This window comes from Litoribacter ruber (assembly GCF_018449405.1).
Lineage (GTDB): Bacteria > Bacteroidota > Bacteroidia > Cytophagales > Cyclobacteriaceae > Litoribacter > Litoribacter ruber.
Map to the genome: position 1 here is coordinate 735,092 of NZ_JAHCMY010000001.1, position 16,472 is coordinate 751,563.

Here is a 16,472-nt window from a genome sequence, read left to right on the forward strand (position 1 = left end):
CCCATGGCCGGTCTTTTTATTTTAGGTTGAACTTATCCCTAATAAACTTATAGGCTTCTCCAAACCATAAAACAGAAGAGGAGAGAAGTCCCAAAACCATAAGTTCTGAAAAGGAAATCGGGTCAAATTGGAACAGGTCTTCAAAAAATGGCACTTCAATGATCAAGATCTGAATGACCAATGAGACGATCAAAGCTATGTTTACATATTTATTTGAAAACAAGCCGATTTTGAATATGGACAGTGAAAGTGTTCTCATGTTGAATACATTAAACAGCTGACAAAAGGCCATGATAAGGAATGCTGCGGACCGGGCCTTTTGGAGTCCCTCAGGTAGGAAGTAATTGAAAGCCCCAAGCGCCAGCACTGTCATCAAAGCAGCATTTATAAAAAGGAAGGGGACAACTGTTTTATTTAGGATTTTTTCCTTTGGGTTTACCGGTTTTGAACGCAATTCGTGCCCATGTCCTTTTTCTGTGGCCATAGCCGTGGTGCAGGTTCCATCGGTCACCAAATTGAGCCAAAGAATTTGGGTGGCAGTCAAGGGAACAGGCATGCCTAGAAGTACTGCTGTCAGAAGGGTGGCAATTTCTGCAAAATTGGTAATTAATAGAAAAAAACTGGTGTGCCGAGTGTTGTTGAAAACGATTCGGCCTTCTTCCACCGCCTTAATTATAGTCGAGAAATTGTCGTCAGCCAAGATCACTTTTGCAGAATCCCTGGCCACATCTGTGCCCATTATCCCCATGGCCACGCCCACATCCGCTTTCTTCAAAGCAGGCGCGTCATTGACTCCATCACCAGTCATGGCAATCAGTTCCCCTTTTTTCTGGAGAGCCGTAGCGATTTTCAGTTTCATGTTTGGTGTTAACCTTGCAAACACATCCACATGTTGGATGGCATGCTCAAACTCCTTTTCATCTAGATTGAGAAGCTGTGTTTCTGTAAGGGCAAGGGGTTCCCGATTGTCCTCTTCCTCAATAATCCCGGTAGCTTTGGCTATCGATATAGCTGTGTTGATATGGTCTCCAGTTGCCATGACTACCCTAATACCAGCCTGTTTGCTTTTTTGAACAGCGTCTTTCACATCCGGTCGAGGTGGGTCAATCATTCCCACTAGTCCTGCAAATACCAAGTTGTTGATGTCTTCTTCTTCAAGTTTTGAAGTGTCGGTATCGACATCCTTGTAAGCTAGGGCAATTACGCGCATGCTGTTGGAAGACCATTGGTCAATCTTTTTGCGAACTCTGGCCTTTTCGACAGAGTCCAGCCTGATTTCCCCATTATCCCGAAGACATTTCAAGCTTTTGTCCAAGACCTGCTCAGGAGCACCCACTACCAGGATTTGACGCTTACCCATTTCATCAATCAGGGATGCCCGCATCTTGATGGTGGAATTAAAAGGCATGTCATCCAGCTTTGCGATAAAGTCAGAAGTCAAAGGAGAATACCCTCCTTTTCTGGCCAGCACCAGCAGAGCCCCTTCGGTTGGGTCACCTACCAATTGGTAGCGGTCTGTTTCGTTATCATGCTTGATTGATGAGTTGTTGCTCCAAGTGCATATTTTAAAGAGGAGTTTCATCATGGGAGTTTCGTCCAAATCACAAATCTTATCCTTGAATGTGAAGTCCCCCACGGGCATCCATCCTTCTCCCGAAACATTCCATTCATACTCACCCGGCACACTCAGTTTTCTTACCGTCAAGGTGTTTTGGGTGAGGGTGCCTGTTTTGTCGGTAATTATGGTAGTGACTGCTCCCAATGTTTCGGTAGCGGTAAATTCCCGGATGATAGCCTTTCTTTTTGCCATCCTGTTAGCACCTATGGCCAACACGATGGAGAGCACCGCAGGAAGGCCTTCTGGAATTGAAGAAACCAGCGCTGCAATAGCAATCAAAAGGGTTTCCTCAAGAGGAGCTTTTTGGACAAAATATGCTACTGTAAAGAGTAGTAAAGCACTGATTATGGCGATGAAGGCCATCTGCTTGGCCAACACATCGGTTTTTTTTTGAAAGTTGGTTTTGGCAACTTTTATGGTGTCAAGGGATTGGGCGATTTCGCCCAGGGCGGTGCTAAGTCCTGTACTGGTTACCATTGCCAAGGCAAACCCTCCAGCGATGAATGTGCCTTTATATACCATGTTGGACCGGTCGGCAAGGACTTTGCCTTCGGGAAGCTGGTCAGTAGATTTGTTGACGGGGACCGATTCCCCCGTCAGTGGTGCTTCGATAGCCCTGATATTTTTGGCTTCAATCAGCCTTCCATCAGCTGGGATGTGGTCACCTTCCTCAAGAATAATAATATCACCAGGCACTAGATCCCTGGCAGGAATCTGAATGGTCTGGCCTTCACGGATTACCTTGCTTTTAATTTCAATGTAAGATCTGAGAGAAGCCACGGCCTTCTCCGCTTTATACTCCTGGATGAACCCAATGGTGGTGTTGATGAAGATTACAGCCAGTATAATATAAAAATCAGCCTGGTGGTCGGTCAGAAAAGCAATGGTGGCTGCAATGAAAAGAATAAGGATAAGAAGGCTTTGAAACTGTTTTAAAAGGATCCAAACCCAATGTTTGGCAGCCGGTTCGGGGATTTCGTTAAAGCCATACCTAGTCCGGCGATCCTGGATTTCAGTTTCCCGAAGTCCCGTCACGCCGGAATTTAGTTTTCCTAAGGCTTCATCAGTAGATAAGGCATGCCAATTCATTAATCCTGTTTTATGAAAGCTTTACACTGAATACAGGGGTATCTGATTTGAATAAAATCGTTTCGGTGACCCCAATGTTGTAAGCAGCGGAAGATTTCCTGTTGTTACTCGCCACCCCGATCCAGCCTACATTGTTAGAGGTGGAGAAATCCATGATCCCTTTTTCCACTTCAGCATGGTTGTAAATATGCCGGTGAATCGGAACTCCGGAATTGCCATTGATGAAGTGCACCATTTGCCTCTCAATCTTATGGTTGGGAATGAAATTTTCCGGTGTATTCACGTATAAGCAGTGCACAGAGGAACCCATGGTCTGTAGAATTGGCTGCATTTTTATGAAGGCAGGCCTGCTCTCGTCGGTAAACAGACTCGCAAAAGTGAATTTTTTGAAATCACTCAGGTTCATCACTTTTTTGACAGCCAGTACTGGACAGTGTGCATGGCGCAGTACCCGCTGGATGGTGCCTCCAATGTAGTTGCCGGGCTCATAGCCTTTACCATAAGCGCCGATTACAATCAGGTCAGCGGCTTGCTTTTCGGCAAGCTCTACGATTATTTCTGCCGGCAGGCCGACCAGTGTCACTGCTTCAATAGGAATATCATGAGCCTTATGATCCATGACAAAGGCTTTTAATTTGTCTTCAGCTTCGGCATATAGGTCCAGTAGATCTGGATGTTTTAACTTTTCACCTTGTGAAAGGCGGTCCCATTCCATGTCGGAATAGACCACGTTGACACAGGTAATACTTGCGTCTCCTTTGGAAGCTATTTTTATGGCAGTTTTAAATGCATTTTCAGCATACTGGGAGAAATCGATGGGAACTACAATCCTTTTCATGACCGTGGGAGTTAGGGGTTGAATAATTATTTTCGTTATTCAAATATCTTAAAATCAGGCCTTTATTAATATGACTTACGTCAGTTTTTGGGGGGATTAATTATGCTCCTAACAAAACTTTTTGAACCGTTTCAAAAACCGCAAAAATTCTTTCAAAATCGCTTTCCCTCATATTACTTCCGCTCGGCAAGCAGATCCCTTTGTTGAATAGGTCTTCTGCCACCATTCCACCCCTAAAGGGGAATCCTTTGTAGGCAGGTTGAAGGTGAAGAGGCTTCCATAATGGCCGAGTTTCAATATTTGCAGCCTCAAATGAATCCATCAACAGGTTTTTGTCGGCTTTTTTGTAAAATTCGGGTTCCAATAGAATTGACGTTAACCATCGATTTGAATTGAAAAGGCTATCAGGCGCTTCCTGCATGTTTACCCCTTCATTGTTCTGAAAATATTTTTTATATTTTTCAAAATTACGTTTGCGAGCAGCAATCCTATCTCCGAGCACTGATAGTTGCCCTCTTCCAATGCCTGCACTGATATTGCTCAACCTGTAGTTGTATCCGACTTCTTGATGGTGGTAATGGGGGAGAAGTTCTCGGGCATGGTTAGAGAGATATCTGGCTCTTTTTTCAAGAAAGGGATTGGCAGTCACCAAGGCCCCACCTCCTCCCGTAGTGATGATTTTGTTGCCATTGAAGGAGTAAATTCCGACTTCTCCGAAAGTCCCGCATGCCTGATTGTTATAAGTAGATCCCAGAGCTTCCGCAGCATCCTCGATAAGAGGAATGTCATAAAGTTTACTTAATCGAAGAAGCTTTTCAATTTTTGCCGGCATTCCATAAAGGTGGACGACGAGCATTGCTTTGGGTTTCTTGTTTCGAAGGATCATTTTTTTTATGGTCTCTTCACAGATGTCCGGATCCATGTTGAAGGTGTCTGCTTCGGAATCTATAAACACCGGAATGCCTTTCAGGTACGTGATTGGGGCCGCTGTGGCCGTAAAGGTCAAAGTGGGGCAAAGTACAAAATCTCCAGGCTCTATATTTAGAATCCTTAAGGCTAAATGGATCGCAGATGTGCCGGAATTTAGCGCCACGGCATAGCCGCATTTTGTCGTAAAGGTAATGTCACTTTCAAAACCATCCACATTGGCCCCCATGGAAGTGACCCAGTTGCTGGCGAAAGCTTGCGTGATATAGGCTTGTTCTGCTCCGGAGAGATGCGGAGGAGAAAGCGAGATGCGTGGAGGGTTCATAAGCGTTTTGTTATGTCTTGAGTGAGTTGATGCAGCGGGGTACCTGTGAATTTCTCTATAAACAGCGTTTCGTTTCCTTCCACGCCCTGTGCTGTCAATACTTTTCCAATTGTTAGGATCATTATTTTGAAGTCAAGCCTATAAGATCTGTGGTCTACATAATAATTGTCCAGATTGAATTTGGATTGCCAATCAAGGGTGTTTCTGCCATTTACCTGGGCCCAGCCTGTGATGCCCGGTTTGACCGAATGTCGGCGCCGCTGCTCGGGGGTGTAAAGCGGAAGGTATTCTATAAGTAGGGGTCTTGGGCCCACTAGACTCATTTTCCCTTGAAGAACCAGGAAAAGTTGGGGAATTTCATCCAGGGAGGTTTTTCGTAACCAATAGCCAAATAGGCCTAGTCTTTCCAGATCTGTTTGCCCCTCAAACTGAACATCTTTAAGTGTTTTTAGCTTGATGATATAAAAGGGCTGCTCATTTTCACCAATTCTCAATTGCAGGAAAAAGGGGAAGCCCTTATGAATGATCAGATTGGCTAAAAGGCAGGGAAGAAATATTGGAAAAACCAGTATTAGGGCCACCAATGCCAAAACAAAGTCGGTTAATCTTTTGTAAAAAATATAGTACATGGTTATAATCTAAAAATCTAAAGTAATTTAATAAATTTTATACTGATGTTCACAACAATTAGGGTGTAATATTTTGAATTAATTGTTTTGTAGGTTGAATGCTTGGGTAGAGGGGATTATTTGGTAATTTTGTTTTTTTAACGCAAACGTCTAAAATGGCTGAAGACAAGAAATGGTACGTGATGTACACAGCTCCTAGAGCTGAAAAAAAGGTAACCCAAAGACTTGAGGAAAACGGGTTGGAGGTATTTTTACCTATGGTCGAGGAGATCCGTCAATGGAGTGACCGAAAGAAGAAGGTTCAACGTGCTCTTTTCAACGGATATATTTTTGTAAAAACCACCAAAGATAGGCTATGGGAGTCTTTGCAAGTACAAGGAGCGGTCAAATTTGTCCATTTTGCAGGCAATCACGCTACCGTAAGGGATCAGGAGATCGAAACCATCAAGCGTCTCCTGGAGACTGGTGTGGCAGTGGAAGTAGATACAGGCGAAATTGAGGCTGGGGAAAAGGTGAAAATTCTCGGCGGTCCAATGCAGGGTTTTGAGGGGGAATGTGTTCAGAAGGGCAACAAGGATTATTTCATCATCAGAATCCCCACAATCCATCAAAATGTGATGGTCAACCTACCGAGAAAATATCTCGAAGTCATTTCCTAGTAGTATTTCATGGATAACATAAAAAATGCCTCTAACACAAGAGGCATTTTTTTTTCTGTGGAATAAGATCAAAAAATAAGTACTGATTAAAGACTGATATAAAGGTAAGATAGTATTCTATGAAATAAAAATATTTAAGTAGTTTTTATTCATATTTTTTGAAGAGGAAAGCTGATTAAGGATATCTGTGATTTTTCAATGTTTAAATTTTATTATGGGTGAAAAAATAAGAATAAATCGTTTTTACCTTGAATTATTTTAAAAGTCAACTCACCGTGATGATCTCTAGGAGGACGTTAGTCCTGAATTTTGCTCGATAAACTCTTTTATCATGTGGATGAACTACTTAAATAAGTAAAATTGTTTTGCCAGATTTATGTAATTTAGCGTTCTATCGAACCTAGCCTTATGGATTTTGTCAAAAAGAGAAGAATTGCTCTAAGCAGTCTGTTCTTCCTTTCCGGATTGTGCTTTGCCTCTTGGGCAACACGGATTCCTGAAATACAGCTGAAATTTTCCCTTTCTGAGGCCGAACTTGGTGCCCTTCTGTTGGGAATGCCATTTGGATCCCTTATCGCTCTGCCACTGGCCGGTTTTATGGTTCACAGGTTTGGAAGCAGGATTGTACTCTTGCTTTCTGGTTTATGCTATGGCTTTTTTTTAGTAATGATAGGGCTGTCAGATACGCTGTACACCCTCGCTGGAGTAGTGGTGGTTTTTGGGATGTTGGGCAATATCATGAACATAGCCCTGAATACTCATGCCATTGAAATTGAAGATCTTTATCAGCGAAATATTCTGGGTTCCTTCCACGGTTTATGGAGTTTAGCGGGCTTTACCGGTGCAGGGATAGGGGGACTGACTATTTATTTTGGCCTTCCTGCTTTCCATCATTTTCTGGTTGTAGCGGCCATAGTCATTGCTATTGTGGTGTTTTCTCAAGCCTATATTATCAAGGAAAGGCAGTCCCGGGGTGGTTCGGGGATGGTTTTGAGAAGACCAGATAACCTCCTTTTAAGAGTTGGTCTAATCGGGTTTTTTGGGATGATGTGCGAAGGCTGCATGTTTGACTGGAGTGGCGTTTACTTCAAGAAAGTCGTGCAAATTGACCCCAGCTACGTGGCGGCCGGATATGTGGCCTTCATGGCTGCCATGGCCTCTGGGCGGTTCGCTTCGGACGCCATTATCAACAGAGTAGGGAAGGTGTTAACTTTAAAAGTAAGCGGAATTTTGATTGGACTTGGGTTATCACTGGCTGTAATTTTCCCTTATGTAGCCACTTCCGTGATAGGGTTTATCTTGGTGGGATTTGGTACGGCATCTGTGATTCCCCTTTCCTACAGTATTGCCGGGAGGTCCAAAGTGTTTTCACCTGGCGTAGCTCTGTCCTTGGTGGCCACCATAAGTTTTTTTGGCTTTCTTTTGGGGCCACCTCTTATTGGTTTTATTGGAGAATTGCTCAACCTCCGGGCCTCCTTTGCCCTTATAGCGGTTATGGGGTTATGCATTACGTTGTTGATGAGTATAAGAAGGGAAGTGTTTGAAGGGGTTGAATAATAAAGCCACCGGTCAAAGACCGGCGGCCTACTCAGCTCAGTTTAGGGTGATTAAACTTTCCGCTTTGAGTATTTTATTTGGTTTATCAGACAATTTCAATGTTTTCAAATCTCATGCCTGAAATTAAAAAAAAAGAAATTTATCTACGTAAATTCACGTACATGGTAGCTTATTATTAAGTAAATGCCTGAAACCGAAAATAATAATGTGAGTATGGATTTAAAGAGTTTTGAATCTTTGGTAAAAAAACAAGATGCGCTTCTGTTTTATTTCACAGGAGAGGCCTGCACGGTTTGCGCCAGTCTGAAACCCAAGTTGAGCGAATTAATGATTTCCAAATTCCCCAAAGTCGAGGTGCACTATTTGGAAATATCCAAAAGCTCTATGCTGTGCGCCCAGCTAAGGATGTTGAGTGTGCCTGGAATTTTATTCATCATGGATGGAAAGGAAGTTTTCCGTTCAAACGGCCTGATTTCGATGAAAGTGCTGGAGGCAAAAATTGAAAGGCCATATTCTTTGTTTTTCGAAAACGGGAAAAATAAATAGCTAGGATATAGTAAGCCACAAAGACCTTTTTCCTGCTTGGAAATTCAGCCTAAATCACCGTATTTGCTGATTGATTGAAATTGACTCCCCGCCCAAAAATGAAAGTTTGTATAGCTGAAAAACCGAGTGTTGCCAAAGATATTGCTCTAGTGATAGGCGCCAAAACGAAAAAAGACGGCTATTATGAAGGCAATGGCTACCAGGTCACCTGGACATTTGGACATTTTTGCACGCTCAAAGAACCCCACGATTACACCACCCAGTGGAAATACTGGAGACTTGAGGACCTCCCCATGATTCCTCCCCAGTTTGGAATCAAGCTGATTGAAAATGATGGCGTGAAAAGACAGTTTGGGGTCATCGAAAAACTGGTTTCCTCTTGCGAAGAAGTCATTAACTGCGGGGATGCTGGGCAGGAGGGGGAATTGATCCAGCGCTGGGTACTGCTGAAGGCAAAATGCAAGGTGCCAGTGAAAAGGCTTTGGATTTCTTCCTTGACCGAAAATGCCATCCGGGAAGGTTTTGAAAAATTGAAGGAAGGGGAAAAATACAATCTGCTGTATGCTGCCGGCAGTGCGCGAGCTATTGGTGATTGGCTCTTGGGCATGAATGCTACCCGGCTTTTTACCAAGAAATTTGCCCAGCAGAAAGCAGTTTTGTCTATCGGCAGGGTACAGACACCAACTTTGGCTATGCTAGTGCAAAGGCAAAAGGAAATTGATGCATTTAATACAGAGGTGTATTGGGAGTTGAAAACGCTTTATCGGGAAACGGAATTTACCGCGACCATAGAGCGAATCAAAACAGAAGAGAAGGCCAACAAGGGGCTAGAGTACCTCAAGCAGCATGATTTTGAAATTACCTCCTTTGAAAGAAAGGAAGGCAAAGAAGGCAATCCCAGACTTTTTGATCTTACCGCCCTTCAGGTCGAGGCGAATAAGAAATACGGCTACTCGGCTGAGGATACCTTGAAGTATGTACAGAGCCTGTATGAGAAAAAATATGTTACTTACCCCAGAGTGGATACCACCTATCTTTCGGAGGATTTGCATCCCAAGATCCCGGGGATTTTGGCCAGCATGAAGTTTTATGAAAAGCTCATATCCCCAATTTTGGCTCAGCCTATTCCGATGAGCAAAACTGTATTTGATGACAACAAGGTGACCGATCACCACGCCATCATCCCTACCGATGTTTTGCCCACGGGAATATATGCAGCTGAGGAAAAGAGGGTATATGATTTGATTGCCAAAAGGTTTATTGCGGTATTTTATCCTGAATGTAAAGTGGCCAACACTACCGTTTTGGGGATGGTTGGGCAGGTGGAATTCAAGGCTACCGGCAAGCATATTTTAGAGCCTGGGTGGAAGTTGGTATATGCCAATGATGCCAAAAAGGAAAAAGATAAGGACGAGGAAAAATTAATGCCTGCCTTTGAAACAGGCGAAAAAGGGCCGCATGAGCCAAAAGTGCATCAAGGAAAAACTACTCCCCCGAAAGCATACACCGAAGCAACACTCTTGCGAGCCATGGAGACTGCCGGCAAGCAGGTTGAAAATGAAGAAATGCGGGAATTGCTTAAAGAAAATGGAATTGGCCGGCCATCCACACGGGCAAATATCATCGAAACGCTTTTCAAAAGAAAGTACATTGAAAAACGCAAAAAGAACATTTACCCAACCCAGACGGGGATTGACCTCATCGATTGCATAGAAAATGATCTGCTTAAAAGCCCAGAATTGACGGGTGTATGGGAGAGGAAATTGAGGCAAATTGAAAGAGGCGAATATGACGCGGCGGTTTTCAAGGAAGAGCTGGTCCAAATGGTGGTGGATTTGACTTTTGAAGTGAAAAATTCCCAATTCAGAAGGATTGAGGTGGTGGAAAAAGCACCGGAACCTGTCAAGCCCAAAGCCAAAAAGCAGGTAAAGGAGAAAACGGACCCGGAGTCTTTAGACTGCCCGAAATGCAAGGAACACAAGTTGCTCAAAGGGAAAACAGCCTATGGATGTGGAAATTTTAAAGTGTGTGGCTTCAAGCTTCCTTTTGAAATATTTGGTAAAAAGCTTACCAAAGGCCAAGTGCAGGATTTGCTTGAAAAAGGCAAGACCAGAAAAATCAAGGGTTTGGTTTTGGAAACAGGGGAGGAAAAAGATGGGAAGTTGATGTTTAGTGAAGATTTTATGGTAGTGTTGGGGTGATTATGCTTAGAAGTTTAGTCAGCCAATGTTAAAAATATATCAATTTCCCATATCGGCAGGACAAAAGTTTATATTATACGTATAGAGAGTAAGTTGCCAATTTTGTTCGTATGAAAAAAGCTTTTACTCTCCTTATTGTTTTTGGGCTCACCACTGGATTTGTTTTAGTTAACAACGTTTATTCTGGTAAAAAGGAATTGGTTTTTTCTGGCTTGTATGAGCAGGTTAATGTTTTCATCGGCAACAGCAAAGACTATTTCAATTATGTGAGCTATCCCCAATCTTCACCGACGGTTTCTTATAATGAATTTTTTATTGAGATTGTGCATCAGGGAAAAATGCTGACCCGACCGGATTTTTTTAGATTGTTGGGTTTTCAACGTGACGAAAAGGATAATCCGGATAATTTCGCCCAAAATATCCAGGATATTCAGATTTTAAGTGATAATGATTTTCAGGATCTTCCTGCTGGAGAGGACTTGAAAAGGTTCTTTTCCATTGAGAAAAAAGTAGGTCCCAAATATCCTGCTGAATGCATTGTGTTGGATGTGGAGGAGTTGGCTGAGTTGAAGCTGAGGGATTTTTCTACTTTTCTCTTCACGCTTAAAAATGCCCCTAAAGCCACCTCTACACATCGTTTTAAAATTATTTATCAGTTGACGGATGGGAAAGTGTTGGAAACCATCAGCAGGCCGATTACAGTGATGGGGCAGGTAATGTAAGTCATTCCTTCGAACCAAAATCCAGTTCAATAGGTTTTCTCTATGTGAAAAAGCCTGTCCGCAAATATCCAAAAATACCTCTTCGGGTAATTCCATTTATTTTAAGTTGCCTCTTTTTACTTTGCATTTCCAAGCTTTTTGCTCAAGATCAAACTTTCATTGCAGTAGACATCCCTCAGGTGGATTGGCAGCCAAAAGGCTACGTTTTGGAAGGGTTTACCGATGAGCGTACAAATCAAGAATTGGGGCAGATTTTCATTTCGCCCTCATATGTCCAGCTAGGCAGGTTGGAAAGAAGCGTAAGTGATATTTTGGGCCAATTGGCGCCCTCGCCCCAGATAGCTGATCACAATAATATGGTGTTTGGGCGAGTAATGGATCTTAGGGTAGAAGAGAAGGTGATTTCTTCCAATGTGGTCGAAGGGAAGATTCACCTGAGCTATGCTTTTGAACAGTTGAAAAATGACAGGTTTAGCCACCTTCTCGATTACCAGGGCGGGGTGACTTATAAGCGCTCTATTCATAGAACGGATTTGATTGGGTCGGCCTTAGGCAAAGCCCTCGTGGCCGGCTTGAGTCATTTTAACGATTGGATGGAGGCAGAAATCCAAAGTAATCCCAGCTTTTCCACTCAACTGCACCTTTCCATCGAGAATTATGAAGCGAATGAAGTGGGGGATACGTTATTTTACCATCCGGACAGGCCGCTGACTTGGGAGGATTTTAAAGACCGCCCAAGATCGGGAAGCCGGTTTGCTGCCTCAATTTTCCCCTCATTTAGTATTGACGGGGATACGGAGCTGATAGATGGAGAGTTGGTTTTAAATATGAAGTTAAAGGTCTACATGCTGAAAAATGCTTCTTGGGTATCGGCAGATTCTAAAAATGCCTATGGGCTAAACCACGAGCAACGACACTTTGATCTGGTCAAAATCGTGGGGGAGCGCTTTAGGAACCGGTTACTGATCATGGGCTTGGATCCAGAGGATTATGAAAGCGAAATCAACTTTGAATATTTGGAAGCTTTTAGGGAAATGAACCGACTGCAAGCCGCATATGATGAGGCTACTTCCCATGGGAGGAATAAACAGGCACAAGCTCAATGGGACAAGCTCATCGATGAAATTTTGGCAAGCCAAGCCTGGTATAAGGTGGACGAATTCCTAAGGTAACCTACTTATGGCATTACTTTAGTTTATTTTTAGCTGGTCTTATTTTTAACTCTAAATTAGTTTGTCATGAAAAAAGTAATATTTACTCTCATTGCTTTTATGTTTTGTCTGGGCCTTTCATTTGCCCAAGTAGATCCCCGCCAATCCCCGCCTCCCACGTCTGCTGCAGTAGGGAGTTCCCCTGTTCAAGCAGGCAATTGGATTGTGGGTGGAAGTATTGGTTCATTGGGGTACAACTTTACCACTGAGTCCTTTGGTTTGGTGTTGAACCCACGGGCAGGTTATTTCCTAATGGACGATTTAGCGGTTGGTTTGGGCGTTACAGTGGGTTTAACGACGGTTCCGAATTTTGAAAACATTTGGAGCTATGGAGTAACGCCATTTGTTAGGTATTATTTCCCGGAAGGAGCTACTGCTACCAGTCGGTTTTTTGGCGAGGCTGAAGCTGGTCTTGCAGGAAGCACGGAGGCCAGTGATGCGTCCTTTTTGGCAGGATTACGCTTGGGGTATGCCCACTTTATAAGCAACAACGTGGCTATAGAAGGGACTTTCGGATACACCTATTCAAGAGCAAATATCAATACCGGAGCAGCTGTGACTGGTTTGGCTGTGGGGCTGGGATTCCAAATTTATCTACCGGGAAAAGCTAACAGGTGATAAAAATTGCTGATAATCAATAAGATTCAGGATATTTTATGGGTAAATAAAGTAACATAATGTAACAGGCTATAGACAGGCCACGGATAAAAAGTAGAAATAAAAATGCCCTGGATTTTCCAGGGCATTTTTATATAAGAATTATATTAATTATGGGAATGGCCCAAACTACAGCCGCATCCATCTCTCATAAAGCTATTGGATTCATCATGCCATTCATAGGCCTCATTGAATAGGTTGTTTTCCCAGTAGAACTGGCCTCTTTCCTTAGGGTGATTTCCAATTTCATTCATGGTTTCAGTGTCGTATAACCTGCCGTTAATCATCGTGAATCTTATAGACTCAGAATTTCTGATATCTTCTAACGGGTTCTTTTCCATGATAATCAAATCAGCAAGCTTGCCTACTTTTAATGACCCTAAGTCATCACCAGCACCAATGTATTCAGCCCCATTGATAGTGGCTGCCTTTAGTGCGTCATGATTGCTCATTCCACCTTGCTGTAGGGACCATAGCTCCCAGTGGGCGCCCAGGCCTTGAAGTTGGCCGTGGCCACCAAGGTTGATCTTGACACCGTTTTTGGAAAGTTCATTTACAGCTTTGGAAGTCATGATATGGCCTGCTTCATATTCCTCATCGGGAGCCATAATTCGGAAGCGTGACCTTGAGTCAATAACCGCCCTAGGGGTAAAGGTCAAGAGCTTTTCATTTTCCCACACATTGGTATGCTGATACCAGTAGTATTCCGAATTCAACCCACCATAGTTTACGATAAGCGTAGGCGTGTATCCTACTTCTGAATTGCTCCAAAGCTCGATTACATCTTTATAAACAGGGGTAATGGGGATGTTGTGTTCGATTCCCGTGTGGCCGTCCATGATCATGCTCATGTTGTGGAAGAAAGTAGAACCACCTTCAGGCACCACATTTATCCCCTCTTCTCTGGCTGCCTGCATGATTTGCTGGCGTTGCTCTCTTCGTGGCTGGTTGTAACTTTTCACCGATTGGGCACCAAAAGCTTTGGTTCTTCTAATAGATGAGCGGGCATCGTCAATGTTGTTGATCACGGCCTTGAAGTCACCATCTGCACCATACAGGATAAAGCCAGTACTGTAAATTCTTGGACCGACCACTTCACCGGCTCTGACCATTTCGGCTAAGGTAAACACCGTTTCCGTATTGGCAGATGGGTCATGGGCGGTGGTGACCCCAAATGCGAGGTTAGCATAAAACTGCCAGTTTTGCTTTACATTCAGGCCTTCACGGAATGCACCGATATGCGCATGCGCATCTACTATACCCGGCATGATGGTTTTGCCCTCCATGTCGTACACTTTGGCGTTGCCAGGCACATTAATCTCATCAGCTTTTCCGATAGCGCTAATTTTGTTTTGATCGATTACGATTGTCCCGCTTTCTATCACTTCATTCCCTTCCATGGTGATTAGACGGGCGTTGGTGAAGGCTATAATCCCATCGGGTTTGTCCACCTTGGCGGTCAGAGTTATTTTCAACCCATCTTCAGCTGGCTTCACAGGCTCCTCCGGAGAATCTGGCAGGAAAGTAAACTTGTCGGCCAATTTATTGGAATAATAGGTATCACCCATCATCCAGTAGACCACATCGCTGTCTTTAGACCAATGCAGGTTTACCCCGGCATCCCTGGAAAGTTGGGAAACTGGTATAGAGGTGGACTTATCGTCCAGGTCCAAGGTACGGCCAGTCATCACTAGAGGAGCTACATAAGCTTTGTGAAGGTGCGTGAAGGCTACCCATTTGTTATCTGGGCTAGGTACCAAGCGATTAGCATATTTAGACTTAATGTGGGACCTTTCGTCATGTCCATTTAAATCGACACTTTTCAGCTCTTTGGTCAAGCTTCCAAAGAAAGTACCTCCCGTTTGGATAAAGATGCGGTCTCCTTCCCTGTTGAAAGTGGGATGATCCCCATCCTTTGTAATTAACTTAATGTTTTCACCTTCAGAAGACATGGTATAAATGCCCGGATTTTTGGAGAAAGTCCTTCCTTGGTCCATATTTCCAGACTCTCTTCGGAACACGATCGTTTTCCCGTCAGGAGAGAAAGAGGGTCGTCTGTAAATTCCTTTTTCCTTGGTGAGTTTGGTGGTTTTGCCACCTGAGGTGGCCACCTTGTGAATGGCGCCCATTTCCTCATCATCCCAAGTCACGAATACTATCGTTTTGCCATCGGCAGAAAAAGCCGGCTCTGACTCAAAATGCTCCCCTGAAGTAAGTCTTTTGGGGGTCCCGTTTGGAAGGCTTTTGGTGTAAATATATCCAACAGCATTAAATGCAAGGGTTTTCCCATCAGGCGAAGTAACTGCATTTCGGATTACTTTCGACTCGAAGGTGTCTTCAGGAATTGGGTTTTTCTGATGAACCCTATCGGCAATTTGGATTTCGGCATCAACCGTAAATGGGATTTCCGAAACTTCAGCAGACTTGACAGTTACTTTGTTGATTTTACCATTTGCCCAAAATACAATCTGCTCATTATTCGGCATCCAGCTGAAACCTGGATAAACCCCAAAAATAGCCCAGGCAGTTTGCTGATCTTGATTCAAACCATCAAAAATAGGCCATTCTTCTCCTGTTTCAAGGTCATGGATATATAGAACTGATTTGGTCCTTACTCTTTTAACAAAGGCCAGTTTCTTCCCGTCAGGAGATACCTGAGGTCTTGCTGCTCCTCCCGGTCCACCGGTGATTGTGGTGATTTCTCCATTGGCAAAATCATACCGTTTGATGACATAGATTTGCTTATTGGGGTCTCTGTTGTATTCAAATGCCCCTCCAGGAGCCATATCTTCACTATAATACATGTATTTGCCATCAGGGGATACAGTTGGTTCATTGGTGTCTTGCTGGTCATTGCGGCGCTCGGTAAGCTGGATGCCGTTGCCCCCTGTGATGTGGAATTTCCACATTTCTCCGGCTCCTAGTGATCTGCCAGAAGTGAAATGTTTTCGGGCAATGAGAAAATTGCCATCAGGCATCCAGGCAGCGTTGTTGAGAAGTCGGAAGGTTTCCTTGGTTACCTGGCGGGCTTCTGAGCCATCAGGCTTCATCACCCATAGGTTGTCCCCGCCACCCGCATCGCTGGTGAAGGAGATCCAGTTGCCATCAGGGCTGAATCTCGGCTGTACCTCAAATGGAAGTCCTGTTCGCACGGGAGTGGCCTTTCCCCCGTCAATAGACATAGTGTAAATGTCGCCTAAAAGGTCAAAAACAATTGTTTTGCCATCAGGACTGACATCAAGGTTCATCCAAGTACCCTCATCGGTAGTAAAAGTATGTGTTTTGAAATTCCAGTCTCCTTTGGGGTTGGAGACATCCCATTTGCCATCATTCTCTTCTTGGGCAAAAACCGCCAAAGAAAACAGACAGGCAAGTAAGGAAAAGCTAAATTTGAGGTTTATCATAAGTCTATATTGGTTTTAAAAAGGAAACCAAATATAAGACTCGAAGAGGAAATCTCCTACGTGGATTATAGGAGTGGGATATATGGTGG

12 protein-coding genes are annotated in these 16,472 nt (G+C 43.7%); 7 read left to right on the forward strand and 5 right to left on the reverse strand.

What is annotated here, in order from left to right; genetic code table 11:
- Positions 1-16: 16 nt before the first annotated feature.
- From KI659_RS03100 to KI659_RS03115, 4 genes are all read right to left on the reverse strand, one after another.
- On the reverse strand, positions 17-2,707 hold the full coding sequence (locus KI659_RS03100) for a cation-translocating P-type ATPase (RefSeq protein ID WP_213943863.1): 2,691 nt from the start codon (positions 2,705-2,707) through the stop codon (positions 17-19).
- Positions 2,708-2,717: 10 nt separating this feature from the next.
- Complete coding sequence (locus tag KI659_RS03105) at positions 2,718-3,545, reverse strand: universal stress protein (protein WP_213943864.1); 828 nt, start codon at positions 3,543-3,545, stop codon at positions 2,718-2,720.
- Between the two features lie 100 nt (positions 3,546-3,645).
- Complete coding sequence (locus KI659_RS03110; RefSeq protein ID WP_213943865.1) at positions 3,646-4,797, reverse strand: aminotransferase class I/II-fold pyridoxal phosphate-dependent enzyme; 1,152 nt, start codon at positions 4,795-4,797, stop codon at positions 3,646-3,648.
- Positions 4,794-5,426 carry a sugar transferase gene (locus tag KI659_RS03115; protein ID WP_213943866.1) on the reverse strand — a complete coding sequence of 211 codons (633 nt, stop codon included), beginning with the start codon at positions 5,424-5,426 and terminating at the stop codon, positions 4,794-4,796. Before KI659_RS03115 ends, KI659_RS03110 begins: the two co-directional genes overlap by 4 nt.
- Before the next feature lie 155 nt (positions 5,427-5,581).
- Here KI659_RS03115 and KI659_RS03120 point away from each other — a divergent pair, with 155 nt between their 5' ends.
- From KI659_RS03120 to KI659_RS03150, 7 genes are all read left to right on the forward strand, one after another.
- The gene (locus KI659_RS03120) at positions 5,582-6,085 is read left to right on the forward strand and encodes a UpxY family transcription antiterminator (RefSeq protein ID WP_213943867.1); all 504 of its coding nucleotides are present in this window, start codon (positions 5,582-5,584) and stop codon (positions 6,083-6,085) included.
- A 408-nt stretch (positions 6,086-6,493) separates the two neighbouring features.
- Positions 6,494-7,642, forward strand: a complete 1,149-nt coding sequence (locus KI659_RS03125) for an MFS transporter (protein WP_213943868.1) — start codon at positions 6,494-6,496, stop codon at positions 7,640-7,642.
- A 213-nt stretch (positions 7,643-7,855) separates the two neighbouring features.
- Positions 7,856-8,188, forward strand: coding sequence for a thioredoxin family protein (locus tag KI659_RS03130; protein ID WP_213943869.1), 333 nt, complete (start codon positions 7,856-7,858; stop codon positions 8,186-8,188).
- A gap of 98 nt (positions 8,189-8,286) precedes the next feature.
- The gene (locus KI659_RS03135) at positions 8,287-10,389 is read left to right on the forward strand and encodes a type IA DNA topoisomerase (RefSeq protein WP_213943870.1); all 2,103 of its coding nucleotides are present in this window, start codon (positions 8,287-8,289) and stop codon (positions 10,387-10,389) included.
- A gap of 110 nt (positions 10,390-10,499) precedes the next feature.
- A complete protein-coding gene (locus KI659_RS03140; protein WP_213943871.1) occupies positions 10,500-11,111 on the forward strand; it encodes a hypothetical protein in 612 nt (203 codons plus the stop codon).
- 44 nt (positions 11,112-11,155) lie between these two features.
- Positions 11,156-12,283: a hypothetical protein gene (locus KI659_RS03145; RefSeq protein ID WP_213943872.1), complete on the forward strand. Its 1,128-nt coding sequence runs from the start codon at positions 11,156-11,158 to the stop codon at positions 12,281-12,283.
- A 66-nt stretch (positions 12,284-12,349) separates the two neighbouring features.
- Complete coding sequence (locus KI659_RS03150; RefSeq protein WP_213943873.1) at positions 12,350-12,940, forward strand: porin family protein; 591 nt, start codon at positions 12,350-12,352, stop codon at positions 12,938-12,940.
- A gap of 146 nt (positions 12,941-13,086) precedes the next feature.
- Here KI659_RS03150 and KI659_RS03155 read toward each other — a convergent pair whose 3' ends face one another.
- A complete protein-coding gene (locus KI659_RS03155; RefSeq protein WP_213943874.1) occupies positions 13,087-16,383 on the reverse strand; it encodes an amidohydrolase family protein in 3,297 nt (1,098 codons plus the stop codon).
- Between the last annotated feature and the right edge of the window lie 89 nt (positions 16,384-16,472).

Bases quoted from the DNA above. Each gene is read 5' to 3' on its own strand.
- KI659_RS03100 (WP_213943863.1), bottom strand. From the start codon at position 2,707: ATGAATTGGCATGCCTTATCTACTGATGAAGCCTTAGGAAAACTAAAT.
- KI659_RS03105 (WP_213943864.1), bottom strand. From the start codon at position 3,545: ATGAAAAGGATTGTAGTTCCCATCGATTTCTCCCAGTATGCTGAAAAT.
- KI659_RS03110 (WP_213943865.1), bottom strand. From the start codon at position 4,797: ATGAACCCTCCACGCATCTCGCTTTCTCCTCCGCATCTCTCCGGAGCA.
- KI659_RS03115 (WP_213943866.1), bottom strand. From the start codon at position 5,426: ATGTACTATATTTTTTACAAAAGATTAACCGACTTTGTTTTGGCATTG.
- KI659_RS03120 (WP_213943867.1), top strand. From the start codon at position 5,582: ATGGCTGAAGACAAGAAATGGTACGTGATGTACACAGCTCCTAGAGCT.
- KI659_RS03125 (WP_213943868.1), top strand. From the start codon at position 6,494: ATGGATTTTGTCAAAAAGAGAAGAATTGCTCTAAGCAGTCTGTTCTTC.
- KI659_RS03130 (WP_213943869.1), top strand. From the start codon at position 7,856: ATGGATTTAAAGAGTTTTGAATCTTTGGTAAAAAAACAAGATGCGCTT.
- KI659_RS03135 (WP_213943870.1), top strand. From the start codon at position 8,287: ATGAAAGTTTGTATAGCTGAAAAACCGAGTGTTGCCAAAGATATTGCT.
- KI659_RS03140 (WP_213943871.1), top strand. From the start codon at position 10,500: ATGAAAAAAGCTTTTACTCTCCTTATTGTTTTTGGGCTCACCACTGGA.
- KI659_RS03150 (WP_213943873.1), top strand. From the start codon at position 12,350: ATGAAAAAAGTAATATTTACTCTCATTGCTTTTATGTTTTGTCTGGGC.
- KI659_RS03155 (WP_213943874.1), bottom strand. From the start codon at position 16,383: ATGATAAACCTCAAATTTAGCTTTTCCTTACTTGCCTGTCTGTTTTCT.